Raw genomic sequence first — 16,872 nt, 5'->3', positions numbered from 1 at the left:
CCGCGAGGAGATGGGCCTGGACGACGAGGCCCTCAAGCGCTGGGACGAGCTCGACAAGGTGCGCGACACCCGCTGGGAGGTGGGCTCGCAGTACATGTCCGAGCGCGAGGCCCTCGCCCAGCAGTACTCCGGCGCCGAGCTGGAGACGAAGCTCCAGGAGCTGCGCACGCGCTACTTCGCCGACGAGGCGGGCACCGTCGCCGAGGAGGAGGAGACGGGCTTCTACCGCTTCAGCCGCCCCCGGCAGTGGGGCCGCAACTAGCGCGCCGTGTAGCCGCCGTCCACGACGAGCTCCGAGCCCGTCACGTAGCGCGAGGCGTCCGAGGCCAGGTAGAGGATGGCCTCGGCGATGTCGTCGGGCTCGCCCATGCGGCCCAGCGGTGAGGCCGCCTCCAGCCGCTTCCAGGCCTCGTGCTCACTGCCCATCTGCTCCACGAAACCGTCCCACCAGTCCGCGGTCTCCCAGATGGGCGTGCGCACCCCGCCCGGGAACACCGAGTTGACGCGGATGCCGTCCGCCGCGCACTCCACCGCCACCGCCTTGCTCAACATCCTCACCCCGCCCTTGCTCGCCGAGTAGGCACTGGTGCTCGGGCTGCCCACGAGCCCCGAGACCGAGGACACGTTGACGATGGAGCCCCCGCGCCCCTCCAGGCGCATGGCCCGCACCGCGTGCTTGATGCCCAGGAAGACGCTGTCCAGGTTCACCGCCATCTGCTCGCGCCACTCGGCCAGCGTCATCTCCGCCACCGACCGGGAGATCGCGATGCCGGCGTTGTTCACCAGCACGTCCAGCCGCCCGTAGGACTCCAGCGAGCGGGTGATGACCTTCATCCACACCGTCTCGTCCCTCACGTCGTGCACCGCGAAGGTGGCCACCCCTCCCGCCGCTCGAATCTCCTGCACCACCTGCTCGCCTGAAGGGGAGATGTCCGTCGCCATCACCCGCGCGCCCTCGCGCGCGAACAGCACGGCCGTCGCTCGGCCAATGCCCGACGCCGCCCCCGTCACCAGGGCCACCTTGTCCTTCAATCGACTCATATGATGCCGCGCAGCCTTTGGAGGGGGGGACTACCCTACCCGAGTTACGTCCGGCCGCCACCCCTCCGACTGGTGCCCCGCCTCTCGGGGTTCTGTCTGGCCCCGCCCCGCTGGGTGCTCCGAGTCTTTGGCTTGCTCGGAGCGGAGGTGCGGGCCTTGCGCGCCGCCTCGCTCCGGGGGGCCCGCCGCTCACCGCTCGACGCCGTGGCGCTCCGGGTCGCCCGGCGTGGCTTGGCCGCCGCCTGCTCCTCCAACTTCCGGTGATGGCGCGACGGCCCCACCCTGTCCCCCGTCTCCAGGTCCACCGTCTCGCGCGCGATGAACTTGTTGAAGTTGCTCCGGTGCCCGTGCGCGTGCGCCGAGTACACGAGCGCCAGCTTGCTTTCCTCGAACTTGGCGAAGAATTCGTCCCACGAGATGGGCTCCAGCGTCCCCCTGCCCGCGTAGCCCGGGAAGTCGATCCGCAGGATTCCCGTCCCCTCCCCCTTCCCCGTCCCCGTGACCATCGACGGCCTCCCACAGCGGCTCTCCGCCCATTCGCGGATCTCCTCATGGTCGATCGTTACATGTGAACTCTTCGTGGACATCGCGCACCCCCTGGGCATCCTCTCCGGGCCTGTTCAGCGGCCCCTCCCTCCACGGTGCGCCTCCTTGTACCCGGGGACTACCTCTCGGCCCCTCGGGGAAGCCTCTTTTCCTCCACGCCCCGCGGGCTGACTCGGGGGGAGAACGGGGGCGCGGACCCTCACCCCGTCCCTTTCCCGGAGGGCGCGGGGAGGGTCGCTCCGTGGCGCCTCAGGTCCTCTGGCGTGTTCACGCTGGTGACCGCCCTCAGCTCCGCGTCCACGGCTCGCAGTGCGTTCTCCGGTAACAGCTTCGCCCGGCAGCTCGACAGCAGGCTCCTCAGCGAGGGCTCCTCCGCTTTCAGCCTCTCGCCCCAGGGGGCCGCCAGCGCGCTCCGGTACACGGCCAGCAACGGCTCCACCCGGCCTCCCACCGTGAAGCACACCGCCTCCACCTCCGGGCCTCGTTCCTCCAGCAGCACGCGCACCGCCTCCTGCGTCACGAAGGGCATGTCGCACGCCACCGCCAGCACCCACCCGGTTCCCGCGCCCACCAGCGCCGCGTGCACTCCCCCCGGAGCCCCTCGCCCTCGCACCACGTCCTCCACCGTGCGCACCGGGAAGCGGGCGTAGGGGGTCGGGTCGTTCGTCACCAGCAGCACGTCTCCGAAGCATCGGCCCAGGTCCAGCAGCCTCGCCAGCACCGGGCGCCCCTCCACCTCCAGCAGGCCCTTGGCCACGCCCCCCAGTCGCTCGCCTCGTCCGCCCGCGATGACCCCCAGCGTCACGTCCGGGTACTCCGGCCCGCTTCGTTCCCTTTCGCTCACGTCGCGCCTCCTCGTGCCCTGCTTCTCCCCGTGCTCCGTCCGCTGGTGGAGGCTACCTTCTCCCCAGTCCCCACCCGCCCCGCCCTTGCGCTAAAGCCCGGTGGACGACTCCTCATGTCCCTCACCTCGCTCCCCGCCGCCCGCGCAGCCGCCCTCGACGCCCTCCGCCCCGCTCCCCCCGAGCGCGTCCCCCTCCTCGAGGCCCTCGGTCGCTTCCTCGCCCGGGACGTCGTCGCCTCGCGCTCCCTCCCCGGCTGCCCCGTCTCCGCCATGGACGGGTATGCCGTCCGCGCCGAGGACACCTCCGGCTCCAACCGCGACCGCCCCGCTCGGCTCCGCGTCGTCGACACCCTCTACGCCGGCCACCTGCCCTCGCGCCCCGTCGCTCCCGGCGAGGCCTCGCGCATCTTCACCGGTGCACCCCTCCCCGAGGGCGCCAACGCCGTCGTCCGGCAGGAGGCCACCGTCCCCGCCGAGGGGTTCGTCGACATCTGCGTCGAGGTCCCGCCCGGCAAGGACCTCCGCCCCGTGGGCGAGGACATCCTCACTGGCACGCCCCTGCTGCGCGCCGGCCAGCGCATCGAGTCCTCCGTCCTCGGCGTGCTCGCCTCCATGGGCGACACCCACGTCCTCGTGCGCCCCTTGCCTCGCCTCGCCGTGCTCGCCACCGGAGATGAGCTCGTCTCGCCCGGCACTCCCGCCCTGCCCCATCAGGTGTACGAGAGCAACCTCGTCCTCGTCGCCGCCATGGCCCGCGAGGCCGGCGCCCGCGTGGTCGCCCTCGAGCGCGCCCGGGATGATGACGCCGAGCTGCGCGTCGCGCTGAAGCGCCTGTCCCTCGACGCCGATGTGCTCATCACCACCGGCGGTGCCTCCCAGGGGGACAAGGATCGCGTGAAGCACCTCCTCTCCGAGCTGGGGGCCTCCTTCCTCGTGGACGGTGTCGCCCTCAAGCCCGGCAAGCCCGTGGCCGTGGCGAGGCTCGGCGCCACCGCCGTCGTCGTGCTCCCCGGCACCCCGGGCGCCGCTACCGTCGCGTTCGATCAGCTCGCCCGCCCGCTGCTGCTGCGCTTCCAGGGCGTCTCCGAGGAGCGCCAGCGCCTGCGCGTCCGCCTGGATGACGCGCGCCACAAGCAGGCCGGCTTCACCTACCTCATCAGTGCCTCCCTGGAGACGCGCGAGGACGGGCTCGTCTGGGCCCGCATCCGCACCCAGGGCGGTGGGCACCACCTGCAGAACATCGGCGCCGAGGGTTATACCGTCCTCCCCCCGGGCCGCGCCGACTTCGCTCCCGGCGACGAGGTGGACTTCGAGCGCTTCGATCGCCCGCGCTTCCTCCCCGTGGAGCCGTGATGCACCCCCCGCCCGCCCTCGCCGTCGTCGGTTGGTCCAACTCGGGCAAGACGACGCTCCTCGCACGGCTCGTCCCCGAGCTGCGCCAGCGCGGCCTGCGCGTGGGCGTGGTGAAGCACTCCTCGCACCCGCACCCGCTCCACCCCGAGGGCACCGACACCGCACGCTACGCCGAGACCGGGGCCGCGCTCGTCGCCTTCGCCACCCCCGCCGGCGTGCAGCTCTCCTTCCCCGAGCCCCCCGAGCACGTGCTGTCCCTGCTCGCCCGCTTCGCCGACGCCGTGGACCTGGTGCTCGTCGAGGGGTGGAAGCACGGCCCGCTGCCCAAGCTGGAGGTCTGGCGCGAGGGACTCGGGCCGCTGCTCGCGGCGTCGCGCCCGGAGGTGCTGGCCGTGGTGAGTGAGTCGCTCCTGCCCGAGGGCCCCCGGCGCTTCTCCCCCGACGAGGTGCCAGGGATCGCCGCCTTCATCCAGCAGTGCCTCCGGGACGGACTCCTGCGCGCGCCGGAGGGCCCATGAGTGAAGACAGACGTCCCCTCCCGCTGCCCTCTGGAGTCACCCGGCGGCCCGTGGTGCGCTACACCTCGGACGGGCAGCTCGCGCCCGAGGAGCCGGACAGCGTCGCGCTGGAGGAGCCGCTCGACATCCGCCTCAGTGGCGACACCGTGGCCGTCACCATGCGCACCCCGGGCGAGGACCGCTTCCTCGTCACCGGCTTCCTCTTCGCCGAGGGGCTCATCCAGTCCGCCGAGGACCTCGGAGGGCTCGCGCACTGCGGCCGGCCCGGCGAGGAGGGCTACGGCAACATCGTCGAGGTGACGCCCGCCCCCGGGCTGGTGATCGATGTGGAGAAGGTGGGCGCCACGAGGCGCGGCACGCTCACCACCGCGGCCTGTGGCGTATGCGGCCGGCGCTCGGTGGAGGACCTCATGGCCGTGTGCACCCGCCTCCCCGAGGGGCCCGAGCTCCCCGCCTCCGTGCTCGCCCACGCCACCGAGCACCTGCGCTCCGTGCAGCCCAACTTCGCCCGCACCGGCGGAGTCCACGCCGCCGCCGCGCTCGACGCACAAGGCCAGGTGCTCGCCGCCTTCGAGGACGTGGGCCGCCACAACGCCGTGGACAAGGTCGTGGGGGCCCTGGTGCTCCAGCAGGGGCTGCGCTCGGCCCGGGCCTCACAACCCACCGACATCCGGCCCACCGTGCTCGTGGTCAGCGGCCGCGTCAGCTTCGAGATCATCCAGAAGGCCGCCATGGCCCGCTGCCCCATCGTCGCCAGCGTGTCCGCCGCCAGCTCGCTCGCCATCGACCTGGCCGAGCGCGCCGGGGTGACGCTCGCCACCTTCGTGCGCAACGGGCGCTTCAACCTCTATACCCACCCCGCGCGCATCCGCCCGGGATAGGGGGGCCTCCCGGGCGAGTTCTCGTGCAAGTGGTCCGATGGTTGTACCAGTTGGCGCCAGGTGCGACCGGCAGGCGTACGTTCGTCCAGCCCCCAAGCTGCCGAGCATCCCTGGTCTCCCGGTATCGCCGCTCCCCCGTCCCCCGGAGACGATGCACCCGAGGCACTTCACGCCGCATCGTGTCGCGCAGCCGGTCCATGAGGGGGGAAAACATGCGTGTCTGGGTTCAGCTGGCATGGGTCTGTGCATTCGCCGTGGGTTGCGGTGGACCGCTCACCGAGGAGCCACCTCCTGAAGAGGTCTCGGAGCAGGAGTCCTCGGACGAGGGCGCCCCGGGAGAAGTCTCCGCGCAATGGAACAGGACGAAGCTCGGCACGCCGTTCCTGGTGGAGGACATCTTCCCGCCGCTGACTCCAGCGCCGCCGCCCCTTCCCATCGAGGGCCCCCTGCCGACAGACCTGGTGGACTTCCGGGGGACGCTCTTCTTCGCCGCCAACTTCACCAGCGGGGAGTCGGCACTGTGGCGGAGCGACGGCACGGCCCCCGGCACCTTCGCGGTGCGGGAGTTCGAGGTCACCGGCGTCAGCGGGTTGACCGTGGTGGGCAGGCGGCTCTTCTTCGTCGCGAGCGATAGCGTCCACGGAACCGAACTCTGGGTGAGCGACGGCACGACCGCGGGCACACGGCTCCTGAGGGACATCACCCCGGGCGGCGTCAGCTCGGAGCTGGAGGGCCTCACCCGGGTGGGCGACACCCTGTTCTTCTACCGGAGGCTCTCCAGTGAAACGAGCGGCGAGCGCCTGGAGCTCTGGAGGAGCGATGGTACCGAGGCGGGCACCGTGCGGGTGAAGGAGCTGGGCCCGGGCTTCGCCCTGTTCGAGCTCACCGCATTGGACGACGACACGCTCTTCTTCGTGGCCGATGATGGCGAGCACGGCTTCGAGCCCTGGGTGAGCGATGGCACCGCCCGAGGCACCCGGCTGCTGAGGGACATCCGCCCGGGTCCGGATAGCTCGGGCGTGATGCGGCCCACGCGGGTGGACGACGGCCTCCTCTACTTCTCCGCCGAGGAGCCGGCCCACGGGCGCGAGCTGTGGCGCACCGACGGCACCCGGAGGGGCACCGAACTCGTCGAGGACACCGTGCCGGGCCCCGAGGGCTCGGGCGCACAGCCCATCGCCCTCTTCAAGCGGCGCCTCTACTTCGTCACCTTCGAGCCGGCGGACCGTGGAGCCCGGCTGCGCAAGCTGGACCCGGACCCGGACTGCCATCCGCGCTCGACCGTCATCGAGGATCTGCCCAATCCCTTCCCGGACTTCCCGCAGGTGAGTGCCTTCCTGCCCGCTGGCGGCATCGCCGAGGTCAACGGCCGTCTGCTCTTCACCCTGGCCTACTCCACCTCCGGGCCCGCGCTGGCCGACGTGCAGCTCTGGGCCACCCGAGGCACCGCCCGGACCACGGAGTTGCTGCGCCGCCGGCTGGTCAACGCCATCGACATCCCCGTGGCGACGCTCACCGCCGTGAACGAGGATCTCGCCCTCTTCGCCGCCGCGGACGCCGAGCACGGCCAGGAGCCGTGGGTGACGGATGGCACGCTCCGGGGCACGCGGCTGCTGATGGACATCAACCCGGGTCCCGCCAACGCGTTTCCGTTCGACTTCACGCGCTCGGGCGACTTCATGTTCTTCGTCGCCAACGACGGCGTCCACTTCCACGAGCTGTGGGCCGTTCCCGTCGGTGACACGAGGCACCGGGCCGGGCGCTGAGCCCGGGCCCGTCGTGACTCCTCCCGAGGCTCAGCCCCGCGCGAAGGCCTCGCCGACAATCTTGCGCGCCTCGTCCACGATGGAGTCCAGGTGCTTCGCATCCCGGAAGCTCTCCGCGTAGATTTTGTACACGTCCTCGGTGCCCGAGGGCCGCGCGGCGAACCAGCCGTTCTCCGTCACCACCTTGAGGCCACCAATCTCGGCGTTGTTGCCGGAGGCGCGCGTGAGGCGCTGGAGGATGGGCTCGCCCGCGAGCGAGGTGGCGCGCACCGCCTCCGGCGACAGCTTCTTGAGCGCCGCCTTCTGCGCCGACGTGGCCGCCTGGTCGATGCGCGTGTAGAGCGGCGCGCCGAACTTCTGGGTGAGCTCGTGGTAGTGCACGCCCGGGTCCTTGCCCGTGCGCGCGAGGATCTCCGCCGCCAGCAGGTCCAGGATGATGCCGTCCTTGTCGGTGGACCAGACGGTGCCATCGCGGCGCAGGAAGGAGGCGCCTGCGCTCTCCTCGCCGCCGAAGCCGAGCGAGCCGTCCAGCAGCCCGTCCACGAACCACTTGAAGCCCACGGGCACCTCGACGACGCGCCGGCCGAGGTCCCTGGCCACGCGGTCGATCATGCTGCTGCTCACCAGCGTCTTGCCCACCGCGGTGTCGGCCTTCCAGCCGGGGCGATTGCGGAAGAGGTAGCTGATGGCGACGGCCAGGTAGTGGTTGGGGTTCATCAGCCCCACGCTGCGGGTGACGATGCCGTGCCGGTCCGAGTCCGTGTCGTTGCCGAAGGCGATGTCGTAGCGGTCCTTGAGCTCGACGAGGCCGGCCATCGCGTAGGGCGATGAGCAGTCCATGCGAATCTTGCCGTCGTGGTCCACGCGCATGAACCGGAAGGTGGGGTCCACCGTCTTGTTCACCACCTGGATGGACAGGCCGTAGCGCGCGGCGATGGGCTCCCAGTAGTCGATGTTCGAGCCGCCCAGGGGGTCGGCGCCGATGGACAGCTTCGCCCCGCGCACCACCTCCAGGTCCACCACGTCGCCGAGATCCGCGACGTACGGGGTGATGAAGTCATACGGCTTCACGGTGGCGGAGGTACGGGCGCGCTCGTAGGGAATGCGCTGCACGCCGGTGTTGCCCGCGCCGAGCAGCTCGTTGGCGCGCTTCTCCACCCAGCCGGTGATGCCGGTGTCGGCGGGGCCGCCGTTGGGCGGGTTGTACTTGATGCCACCGTCCTCGGGTGGGTTGTGCGAGGGGGTGATGACGATGCCATCGGCCAGCCCCCGCTCGCGCCCGCGGTTGTAGGTGAGGATGGCGTGGGAGATGACGGGGGTGGGCGTGGAGCCGTCGGTGAAGCGCACCTGCACGCCGTGGGCGGCGAACACCTCGAGCGCCGTGCGCTGGGCCGGCTCGGACAGGGCGTGCGAGTCCATGCCGAGGAAGAGCGGGCCGTCGATGCCCTCCTTCTTCCGGTACTCGCAGACGGCGTGCGTCACCGCGAGGATGTGGGCCTCGTTGAAGCTGCGGCGCGCGGCCGAGCCTCGGTGGCCGGAGGTGCCGAAGGCCACGCGCTGCTCGGGTTCGCGGACGTCCGGGCGCTCGGAGTAGTACTGGGCGCGCAGCGTCTCGGGGTTGATGAGGAGGGAATCAGGGGGGAGCTTGCCAGCGAGAGGATGGGCCACGCGGCCAATCTACCGCCGTGGGCCTCCTATCGAGCACCGCTGTTTCCCCTGTGTCGCCTCCCTTACGCCTCACGGCTCGGGCACGGTATCGTCGGAGGGGAACTTGTTGCCGCCGAGCTCCTGGCTCTCGTCGAACCGGGAGTCCTCCTCCTCGTAGCCCGAGCCACCGGTGCCCCCCGGCGTCGTGGTGCCAGAGGAGGTCCCACCCTGGTTCGGGTCGGTGGTTTGAGGCCGCGAGGTCTGGTCCGTGGGCGCCTTCTCCGCCGCCTTGTCGGACTTGCACGCGGTGCCCAACGCCATCGCGCCAGCGATGAGGCCAGCCAGGATGAGCTTCGTCCGGGTCATGAGTCGTCCCCCTGTGAGAGCTGAGTGCCCTGCTGGTCGGGAACGTGGACAGCCGGATGCCCCCCGGCAGGGAGCGCTCCCCTGGGCGCTTGCTGCTCGGGGTGGCGTGTCAGGCCGCTGGCCGGGCGCCGTCTGTCACTTCGATGTCACCGGGACGCGGCGGGGCCCTCCGTGCGTCCGCCTCGCAACACTGTTACACTTCGCCGCCCTCAATGAAGACCCCCGCTCCCATCTCCGTGGATGACTCGCTCTGGCCGCTGGTCGTCATCCGGTTCGTGGGTACGCCGTCCCTGCGGGCCTTCGAGGCGCACCTGGAGCAGCGGGCCGAGTTGTTGCGCCGGGGCGAGCCGCACCTGCTGCTGATGGACGCGTCCCGAAGCGGCCTGCTGCCCACCGAGCACCGGCAGCGGCAGGCGGCGTGGACGGCCCAGCACGACGAGGCCCTGCGGAGCACGGTGCTCGGCACCGCCTGGGTCACCGACTCGGCCTTCCTCCAACTGTCGCTGCGCAGCCTCTTCCACCTCGAGCCGCCCACCCACCCCTACGTCCTCGTCCCCACCGTGGAGCAGGCGGCGGACTGGGCGGCCCGGCAACTGGAGGCGGCGCGCCAGCACGAGGCCGCCACGCGCGTCCGCGCCCACTTCGCCCTGCGCAGTGAGCGGCCCACCGGCTAGGGCGTCCCGGACGCGACGAGACGTCCGGTACCCAACACCTCGTCATGACGCGCCGCGCCGTGCGTGCGGACCGACTCGGCCCTCCCGAGGACTTCCGTCCACTTCCGCGCTTTTCGCGGAAGTCCCCCTATAGTGTGCGCTCAAGGGGGTTCACCACCGCATGAGCAGCAGCAAGCGCGTCCTCGGAATGATTCTCGCGGGAGGCCAGGGCACTCGCCTGGCGCCTCTGACGTCCAGGCGCTCCAAGCCCGCAGTCCCCTTTGGCTCGAAGTTCCGCATCATCGACTTCGCCCTGAGCAACTTCCTCAACTCGGGCGTCTACGCCACCTATGTGCTGACGCAGTTCAAGGCCCAGTCCCTCACCGAGCACATCCAGCGTGGCTGGCGCTTCGGCTCGGGCCTGCTCGCCGACTACTTCATCACCCTGGCGCCCGCGCAGATGTACCTCTACGAGGAGCTGGGCAACGTCTGGTACCGGGGCACCGCCGACGCCATCTACCAGAACATGCACCTGGTGGAGAACTACCGCGCCGACGACGTGGCCATCTTCTCCGGCGACCACATCTACAAGATGAACGTGGCGCACATGCTGGAGCAGCACGAGGCCCAGCGCGCCGACATCACCATCGCCGCCTACCCCACGCCCGTGGCGGAGGCCTCGCGCTTCGGCGTGATGCAGGTGGACGAGCGCGGCCGCGTCATCGAGTTCCAGGAGAAGCCCAAGGACCCCAAGGCGATGCCGGGCAAGCCGGGCATGGCCCTGTGCAGCATGGGCAACTACATCTTCAAGCGACGCGTGCTCAGCGAGCTGCTGGAGGTGGATGCGCGCACCGAGGGCTCGCAGCACGACTTCGGCAAGGACGTGCTGCCGCGGGCGCTGCGCGACGGCTACCACATCCAGGCCTACGACTTCCAAACCAACCCCATCCCCGGCCAGACGCGCCCCAACACCTACTGGCGTGACGTGGGGACGATCGAGGCCTACCACGAGGCCTCGATGGACCTCGTGTCCGTCAACCCCGAGTTCGACGTCTTCAACCCGGAGTGGCCGCTGCGAACCGCCGTCGAGTACACCCCGCCGGCCAAGTTCGTCCACGAGTCCGGCGAGCGCGTGGGCCGCGCCGTCAACTCCATGGTGGCCGGCGGCTGCATCATCTCCGGCGGCACCGTGCGCGAGAGCATCCTCTTCCGCCGCGTGCGCGTGAATTCCTACTCGCTGGTGGAGCGCTCCGTCCTCTTCGACGGGGTGAACATCGGCCGGCACGCCCAGGTGCGCAAGGCGATCATCGACAAGGACGTGCAGGTGCCGCCCAACGCGAAGATTGGCTTCGACCTGGCGGCGGACAAGGCCCGCGGCTTCACCGTCACCGACAACGGCATCGTCGTGGTGCCCAAGGGCTACAAGTTCGAGTGAGCACGGCTCGGGAGGAGCGGGCTCACACGAGTGCGTCCAGCTCCTCCAGCAGCCGGTCCACGTCCGCCTCGGTGTTGTAGAGGTGCGGGGACACGCGGATGTTGTCCCCGCGCACGCTCACGTACACCTTGCGCGCCGCCAGCTTCGCCGCCACGTCCGGCGCGTAGCCGCCCCGCCTCTTGATGCCCACCAGGTGCCCCGCTCGCCGTGACTCGGGCGGCACCTCCAGCCGCAGCGCCGCCGCCCCCTTCGCCACCCGCGACGTGAGCGCCCCCAGCGTCTGCTGGATGTCCGCCGCTCCCCACGCCCGTAGCTGCTTCAGCGCCGCCATCGCCATGGGCACCAGCACGAAGTTGCTCCGCTCCCCCACGTCGAAGCGTCTGGCCCCCGGCTGGAAGTCGTCCCGGTAGTCCACCAGCCGCGAGAAGTCCTCGCTGCCCCCTCGCATCAGCCAGTTGTGCTCGATGGGCCGACCCTCGCGGAACCGCGGCGCCACGTAGAGGTAGCCCTGGCTGTAGGGCCCCATCAGCCACTTGTAGCCCGCCGCCACCAGGAAGTCCGGCCGCACCTCGGCCACGTCCAGCGGCAGCGCCCCCAGCGACTGCGTCGCGTCCACCGCCAGCACCGCCCCCACCTCCCGCACCCGCTCCCCCACCCGCACCAGGTCCACCCGCCCGCCATCCGTCCAGTGGCAGTGCGGCACCGCCACCAGCGCCGTGCGCTCATCCACCTCCTCCAGCAGCGCACGCGTCCAGTCCCCGTCCTCGGGTCGGCGCACCGCCACCACCTGTCCCCCCGCCCGCTCCGCCAGCTCCCGCCACGGGTACACGTTCGAGGGGAACTCCTCCGCCAGCACCAGCAGCCGCTGCCCCACCTTCACCGGCACGTTCGCCGCCGCCACCGCCAGCCCGTAGCTCACCGAGGGCACCAGCGCCACGCCCGCCGCGTCCCCTCCCACCAGGCCCGCGAACTGGCCCCTCAGCGCCTCCGACTCCGTGAAGAAGTCCTCCGGCCGCAGCTCCCACGGCCTCGCCTTGCGCAGCACCGCCGCCTTCCCCGCCTCGCTCACCGCGTACATCTGCGGCGACATGTACGCGCAGTTGAGCCAGGTGAGGTCGTCCGGCAACTCGAAGAGGTGGCGCTGGGTGGGGAGGATCATGCGCGCGCCACCCTAGCGCACCCGCCTACCGCGGCAACCGCTCCTCCGCCTCTCCCCGCCCCCGCGACGCCCCCTCCAGCGGCAGCTCCACCGTGAAGCTCGCGCCCCGCCCCGGCTCGCTCTCCAGTCGGATGTCGCCCCCGAGCGCATGGACGATCTGCTGCGTGATGTGCAGCCCCAGCCCCAGCCCGCCGTAGTGGCGCTCGGACACGGCGCGCTCGAACTTGCCGAAGATGCGCGCGCGGTGCTCCGGCGCGATGCCGATGCCCTCGTCCCGCACCAGCAGCCGCGCCACGCCCCCCTCCCCCCAGACGCGCACCAGGACGGGCTTGCCCGCCCCGTACTTCAGGGCGTTGGTGAGCAGGTTCGTCACCACCTGCTCCAGCCGCAGCCGGTCCCACCGGCCCACCACCGGCGGCCCCTCGCACACCTCCACCCGGCAGCCCGCGCGTGCCGCCTCTGCGGTGAACTGCTCCACCACCTCGCGCGCCACCCCCTGGAGGTCCACCGGCTCCAGGTGGAGGGGCAGCTCCCCTCGCGTCAGCCGCGACACGTCCAGCAGGTCATTCACCAACCCCGCCAGCTTGCGCACCTGGGCCTCGCAGCCCTGTACGGCGCGCAGCACACGCTCGGGCGCCACCGGCTGCCCCGGGCTCGCCTCCACCACCCGCCGCAGGCCCTGGAGGTGGAGCCGCAGGGGCGTGAGCGGCGTCTTCAGCTCGTGCGAGGCCACCGCGAGGAACTCGTCGCGCAGGCGCACCGCCCGCTGCGAGTCCAGGAAGAGCCGCGCGCCCTCCAGCGCCGTGGCCACGCGGGACGCCAGCTCCTGGCCCATGGCGGCGTCCTCCGCCCCATAGCGCCGCCGCGACGCACTGGCCCCCAGGGTGAGCAGGCCCAGGGCCCGCTCGCGCGAGCGCAGCGGCACCACCAGCACCGAGCACGTCTCCCACCCCTCCGGCCACCGCGCGGGCTCGGCCTCCGGGGCCAGGTAGCGCCACGTCTCCTCGCCGAAGTCCGAGAAGACGCACGCGTCGCCCGAGTGCAGCGTGTCCAGCAGCGGGCCCCCCGCGTCCCGAAGCGAGGGCAGCGGCCAGCCCCGCCGCAGCCACTCCTCCAGGTCCTGCTCCGGGTGCGCCACCGCCGCGCGCCGCAGGGTGCCCGTCTCGGCGTCCACCAGGTCGATGACGCACCAGGAGGCCACCGACACGCTCGCCAGGCACGCCACGTGCTGAAGCGTCCCGTCCGGCACCTCCGGCGACAGGCCGAGAATCTGGCTCGCCGTGGCGAGGAAGCGCAGGGCCCCCTCGGCTCGCTTGAGGTCCGACAGGTCCAACACGAAGGTGAGGATGCGCTCCTGTGCCTCCACCCGCGCCGCGCCCGTCAGCACCGGCACGCGGCTGCCATCCGCGCGCTGGAACTCCAGCTCGAAGGCGGTGGCCACGCCCCGGGACCACAGCTGCTGAAACCCCCGGTCCCCGGCCTCGCGCCCCTCGAGCGGAATCAATGCCTGCCACTGAAGCTCCCCCCGCGCCACCTCCTCCGGGCGGTGGCCCACCAGCGAGAGGAAGGCCCCGTTGGCCTGGAGGATGCGCCCGCCCTCGTCACAGAAGGCCAGCCCCATCATGTCCGACTCCATGATGCGGCGGAACACGGCCTCGCCCTCGCTCAAGGCCCGCTCCAGGCGCAGGCGCTCGGTGATGTCGTCGAGCAGCGCCACGGCCGCAGTCACCCGGCCCTCCGCGTCCCGCACCGGCCCGGCGCTCACCTCGATGGTGAAGGGCTTGTCCTCCTCGAGCAGGAGGTCGATGACCTCGCCCCGCACCACCTCCCCCGTGGCCAGGGCCCTCATCAGGGGCCACTCGTGGGGCAGATAGGGTCGCCCATCCGCGTGGTACCCGCTCACGGCCATGTACTGCTCGGGACGCCAGTCCGCAGGCACCTGCCTCCCGCGCAGCTCCTCCGCCCGCTCATTGGTCATCAACATCCGCCCGCTCGGGGCCTCGGCCAGGAGGAAGGCCTGGGGCAGTTGCTGAATCACCGCCCGCAGGCGCTGGTGCTCCCGCTCCGCCAGGCACCGGTGCTCCTCGGCCTCGGCCCGCGCCCGCTCCGCCTCCACGCGCAACTGGCGCTCGCGCGCATGGAGGTGGGCGCGCTCCATGGCGCACGCGCACTGCCGGGCCACGAGGCGGGCGAAGTCCTTGTCCTCCTCCGCGAAGCCCCGCTCCCGCTCGAAGCCCAGCGTCAGCACCCCCAGCACCCGCCCCCGTACCTCCAGCGGCAGGTTCGCCCACGCCCGCTGCTCCTCCCGCACGCTGTCGCGCAGCGCCGGGTAGCTCCGCACGAGCGCCTCCAGCGATTCCACCCACACCGGCTCGCCCGTGCGCGCCACCTCGGCCACGGGCACGGGCAGCTCCACCGGCAGGGTGCGCCAGGCCCGGACGTCCACCGAGGGCAGCCCCACCACCTCGGCCAGCCGCAGCACCCCATCCTCCCGCAGGTAGACGGAGCACTCGGCCGCTCCCAACGCCGGCCCCGCCTCCAGGACGATGACGCGGGCCACTTCCTCGGGCGTGAGCGCCTGCGACAATCCGCTCGTCACCCGCTGGAGGCACAGGAGTCGCTCCACCGACTCCACCACCTTCCGCCGCCGCGTCTCGGCCACCATGGGGACCCCGCCACCAGTAGTCTTTCCCGCAGGGTAGCTACTCCCGGATTTCCCCTCATGGGCCCGCTGGGCAGGGGGGAGCGAGGCTCGTCCGCTCGGGTGCTCGCTCGTAGAACACGGCGGCGAGCGGCCCCCACCCCGTCCCTCTCCCGGAGGGCGAGGGGAAGGGGGGCTACAGGCGCACGGCCGAGGCGAAGCCGCTGAAGAGCTCGCTGGAGAGGCGCGCCCGCTCCCCGCCCTCGGCCCGGCGGATGTAGTCGTTGAGCACCTGGCCGCTCTTCGTCCGCTGCTGTGTGGGCAGGCGCAGGTTCATCCGCGAGCGCTTCACCCCATCGCCCCCGCGGTGCACGAAGACGACGGTGCCGTCGCGCTCCACCCCCTCGATGACGCCGATGTGCGTCAGCCCGTCGTTGCGCAGGCCGTCGCGGTTGCGGTCATACGTCTCATGGAAGAAGACGAGGTCTCCCGGCTTCGGGTCGCGCTTGCGCAGCGCCCCCGCGCGCTGGGCTCGCCGGTAGATGGCGCTCACCGCGTTCTCCCCGGGCAGCGTGCCGTGCGACAGCAGCTCGATGCCCACCGCGTGGTACGCGGCCCGCACCAGCCCGGAGCAGTCGTCGGGCACCTGTCCCTGGCCGGCCAGCGGCACACCCACCAGAGAGCCGGCGCGTCGGGCCACGCGCCGTCCCTTGGTGAGGGGCACCGGCTTCTTCTTCTTCTTGCTCGGGGCAGGGGCCTTCGCGACGAGCTTCTTGCCGCGCGCGCCGGACAGCTTGCCGGTGGAGGCCGTGGCCTTCTTCGCCTTCACCACGGGCCGCACCGGTTCACGCGGTGCGGCCACGGCGGGAGCCACCGTGCCGAGCACCCCGAGCACCACTGGGAGCAGGAGCTTGCGAAGCATCATGCGCGTACGGACGAGCGTATCGCGCCGCGCATTCACCGGCGAGCGGCCGAGCACTCCGCTCCCGGTGCCTGGTCGTTCCCCAGCCTACTTCTCACGCGTGGGTGCGCGACGGCCCCGTAACCTGCTCCCGCCTACCACACCCAGCACCCGGCTCAGCACATCCACCGAGCGGTCGAACAGCCTGGACTCCAGCACGTCCACCTGGTCCGAGAGCAGCAGCAGCAGCACGTGCCGCACCCGGTCCTCCGGGATGTCATAGGCCACCTGCCGTAGCACCCCGCTCAAGCCCCGGGGAGGCACCGCCGTGCCGAACGTCGGCGTCAGTTCCTCCAGCCCCTTGCGCTTGAACACCGGGAAGTCCGGAGGCCGCTGGCGCTCCGGCTCCCTCCAGTGCGCGCCCTCGCGCACCCTGGGCTTCAACAGCATGGGCACCCCGGGCCGCTTCCTCGGGTCCCCATCCACTCCCCATCCCGGAATCTCCGTGTGGTCCGCCATGGCCGTGTCTCCTCACGCATGCCCGTGCGGCAGCAGCACGCACTTGATGCACCCATCCAGCTTCTTCTCGAAGAGCTCATAGGCCCGCGCCACCTCGCCCAGCGGGAAGCGGTGGGTGATGATGCCCTTGGCGTCGATGCGGCCCTTGCGGATGTGCTCCAGCAGGTGCGGCATGTAGCGCTTCACGTTGCACTGGTTCATCCGCAGCGTGAGGCCCTTGTTCATCGCCGTGCCGATGGGCACCAGGTTCCACGGCGGCCCGTACACGCCGATGACGGAGACGGTGCCGCCCTTGCGCGTGGCTTGAATCGCCCAGTTGAGCGCCGTGGGCGAGCCCGCCTCCAGCTTCAGCTTCACCCCCAGCATGCTGTGCAGCTTGGAGCCCTCGGCCTCCATGCCCACCGCGTCGATGGTGACGTCCGGCCCTCGCCCCTCCGTCATCTCCTTCAGGAGGGGGATGAGATCCTCCTCCTGCTTGAAGTTGAGCGTCTCCACCTGGGCGTACCTGCGCGCGAACTCCAGCCGGTAGGGGATGTGGTCCACCGCGATGACGCGCTCGGCGCCGAGCAGCCACGCGGACTTCATCGCGAACAGGCCCACCG

At 71.6% G+C, this 16,872-nt stretch carries 16 protein-coding genes and 1 pseudogene; 7 read left to right on the top strand and 10 right to left on the bottom strand.

Features of this window, described 5'->3' with window-relative positions; genetic code table 11:
- Positions 1 to 262 (top strand): annotated as a pseudogene (locus VF794_RS14425) (hypothetical protein); the annotation flags it as partial.
- Here the strand turns inward: VF794_RS14425 and VF794_RS14420 are convergent.
- The 3 genes from VF794_RS14420 to mobA all read right to left on the bottom strand — a co-directional run bounded on the left by VF794_RS14420 (position 259) and on the right by mobA (position 2,431).
- Positions 259 to 1,041 carry a glucose 1-dehydrogenase gene (locus VF794_RS14420; RefSeq protein ID WP_331110740.1) on the bottom strand — a complete coding sequence of 261 codons (783 nt, stop codon included), beginning with the start codon at positions 1,039 to 1,041 and terminating at the stop codon, positions 259 to 261. The pseudogene VF794_RS14425 and the gene VF794_RS14420 overlap by 4 nt on opposite strands.
- Positions 1,042 to 1,085: 44 nt before the next feature.
- The gene (locus VF794_RS14415) at positions 1,086 to 1,547 is read right to left on the bottom strand and encodes a hypothetical protein (RefSeq protein WP_331110738.1); all 462 of its coding nucleotides are present in this window, start codon (positions 1,545 to 1,547) and stop codon (positions 1,086 to 1,088) included.
- Between the two features lie 239 nt (positions 1,548 to 1,786).
- The gene (gene mobA, locus VF794_RS14410; RefSeq protein ID WP_331110736.1) at positions 1,787 to 2,431 is read right to left on the bottom strand and encodes a molybdenum cofactor guanylyltransferase; all 645 of its coding nucleotides are present in this window, start codon (positions 2,429 to 2,431) and stop codon (positions 1,787 to 1,789) included.
- 114 nt (positions 2,432 to 2,545) lie between these two features.
- On the opposite strand from mobA, the gene glp reads away from it, so the two are divergent.
- The 4 genes from glp to VF794_RS14390 all read left to right on the top strand — a co-directional run bounded on the left by glp (position 2,546) and on the right by VF794_RS14390 (position 6,949).
- Positions 2,546 to 3,784, top strand: a complete 1,239-nt coding sequence (glp, locus tag VF794_RS14405; protein WP_331110734.1) for a gephyrin-like molybdotransferase Glp — start codon at positions 2,546 to 2,548, stop codon at positions 3,782 to 3,784.
- The gene (gene mobB / locus VF794_RS14400; protein ID WP_331110731.1) at positions 3,784 to 4,302 is read left to right on the top strand and encodes a molybdopterin-guanine dinucleotide biosynthesis protein B; all 519 of its coding nucleotides are present in this window, start codon (positions 3,784 to 3,786) and stop codon (positions 4,300 to 4,302) included. Before glp ends, mobB begins: the two co-directional genes overlap by 1 nt.
- Complete coding sequence (gene fdhD, locus VF794_RS14395) at positions 4,299 to 5,183, top strand: formate dehydrogenase accessory sulfurtransferase FdhD (RefSeq protein ID WP_331110729.1); 885 nt, start codon at positions 4,299 to 4,301, stop codon at positions 5,181 to 5,183. Before mobB ends, fdhD begins: the two co-directional genes overlap by 4 nt.
- Before the next feature lie 212 nt (positions 5,184 to 5,395).
- Positions 5,396 to 6,949: an ELWxxDGT repeat protein gene (locus tag VF794_RS14390; RefSeq protein ID WP_331110727.1), complete on the top strand. Its 1,554-nt coding sequence runs from the start codon at positions 5,396 to 5,398 to the stop codon at positions 6,947 to 6,949.
- 30 nt (positions 6,950 to 6,979) lie between these two features.
- Here VF794_RS14390 and pgm read toward each other — a convergent pair whose 3' ends face one another.
- Positions 6,980 to 8,617: a phosphoglucomutase (alpha-D-glucose-1,6-bisphosphate-dependent) gene (gene pgm, locus VF794_RS14385; protein WP_331110725.1), complete on the bottom strand. Its 1,638-nt coding sequence runs from the start codon at positions 8,615 to 8,617 to the stop codon at positions 6,980 to 6,982.
- Between the two features lie 69 nt (positions 8,618 to 8,686).
- Positions 8,687 to 8,962: a hypothetical protein gene (locus VF794_RS14380; RefSeq protein WP_331110723.1), complete on the bottom strand. Its 276-nt coding sequence runs from the start codon at positions 8,960 to 8,962 to the stop codon at positions 8,687 to 8,689.
- Positions 8,963 to 9,174: 212 nt separating this feature from the next.
- On the opposite strand from VF794_RS14380, the gene VF794_RS14375 reads away from it, so the two are divergent.
- Both VF794_RS14375 and glgC read left to right on the top strand, forming a co-directional pair.
- Positions 9,175 to 9,636, top strand: coding sequence for a hypothetical protein (locus VF794_RS14375; RefSeq protein WP_331110721.1), 462 nt, complete (start codon positions 9,175 to 9,177; stop codon positions 9,634 to 9,636).
- Between the two features lie 160 nt (positions 9,637 to 9,796).
- Positions 9,797 to 11,050, top strand: a complete 1,254-nt coding sequence (gene glgC, locus VF794_RS14370) for a glucose-1-phosphate adenylyltransferase (protein ID WP_331110719.1) — start codon at positions 9,797 to 9,799, stop codon at positions 11,048 to 11,050.
- A 22-nt stretch (positions 11,051 to 11,072) separates the two neighbouring features.
- Here glgC and VF794_RS14365 read toward each other — a convergent pair whose 3' ends face one another.
- The 5 genes from VF794_RS14365 to VF794_RS14345 form a co-directional block, all read right to left on the bottom strand.
- The gene (locus VF794_RS14365) at positions 11,073 to 12,209 is read right to left on the bottom strand and encodes an aminotransferase class V-fold PLP-dependent enzyme (RefSeq protein WP_331110717.1); all 1,137 of its coding nucleotides are present in this window, start codon (positions 12,207 to 12,209) and stop codon (positions 11,073 to 11,075) included.
- A 25-nt stretch (positions 12,210 to 12,234) separates the two neighbouring features.
- Positions 12,235 to 14,874 carry an ATP-binding protein gene (locus tag VF794_RS14360; RefSeq protein ID WP_331110715.1) on the bottom strand — a complete coding sequence of 880 codons (2,640 nt, stop codon included), beginning with the start codon at positions 14,872 to 14,874 and terminating at the stop codon, positions 12,235 to 12,237.
- A gap of 172 nt (positions 14,875 to 15,046) precedes the next feature.
- Positions 15,047 to 15,829, bottom strand: coding sequence for an NlpC/P60 family protein (locus tag VF794_RS14355; protein WP_331110713.1), 783 nt, complete (start codon positions 15,827 to 15,829; stop codon positions 15,047 to 15,049).
- 30 nt (positions 15,830 to 15,859) lie between these two features.
- Positions 15,860 to 16,270 (bottom strand): hypothetical protein, encoded by a 411-nt coding sequence (locus VF794_RS14350; protein WP_331110711.1) that lies wholly within the window; start codon positions 16,268 to 16,270, stop codon positions 15,860 to 15,862.
- A 12-nt stretch (positions 16,271 to 16,282) separates the two neighbouring features.
- Positions 16,283 to 16,872, bottom strand: a 590-nt coding sequence (locus VF794_RS14345; protein WP_331110709.1) for a zinc-binding dehydrogenase, incomplete at its 5' end; no start/stop codon positions are given.

The sequence above is a fragment of the Archangium sp. genome (assembly GCF_036389735.1).
Taxonomy (GTDB): domain Bacteria; phylum Myxococcota; class Myxococcia; order Myxococcales; family Myxococcaceae; genus Archangium.
Note: the sequence above shows the minus strand (reverse complement) of the source record. Positions and strands in the feature narration are given on the sequence as shown.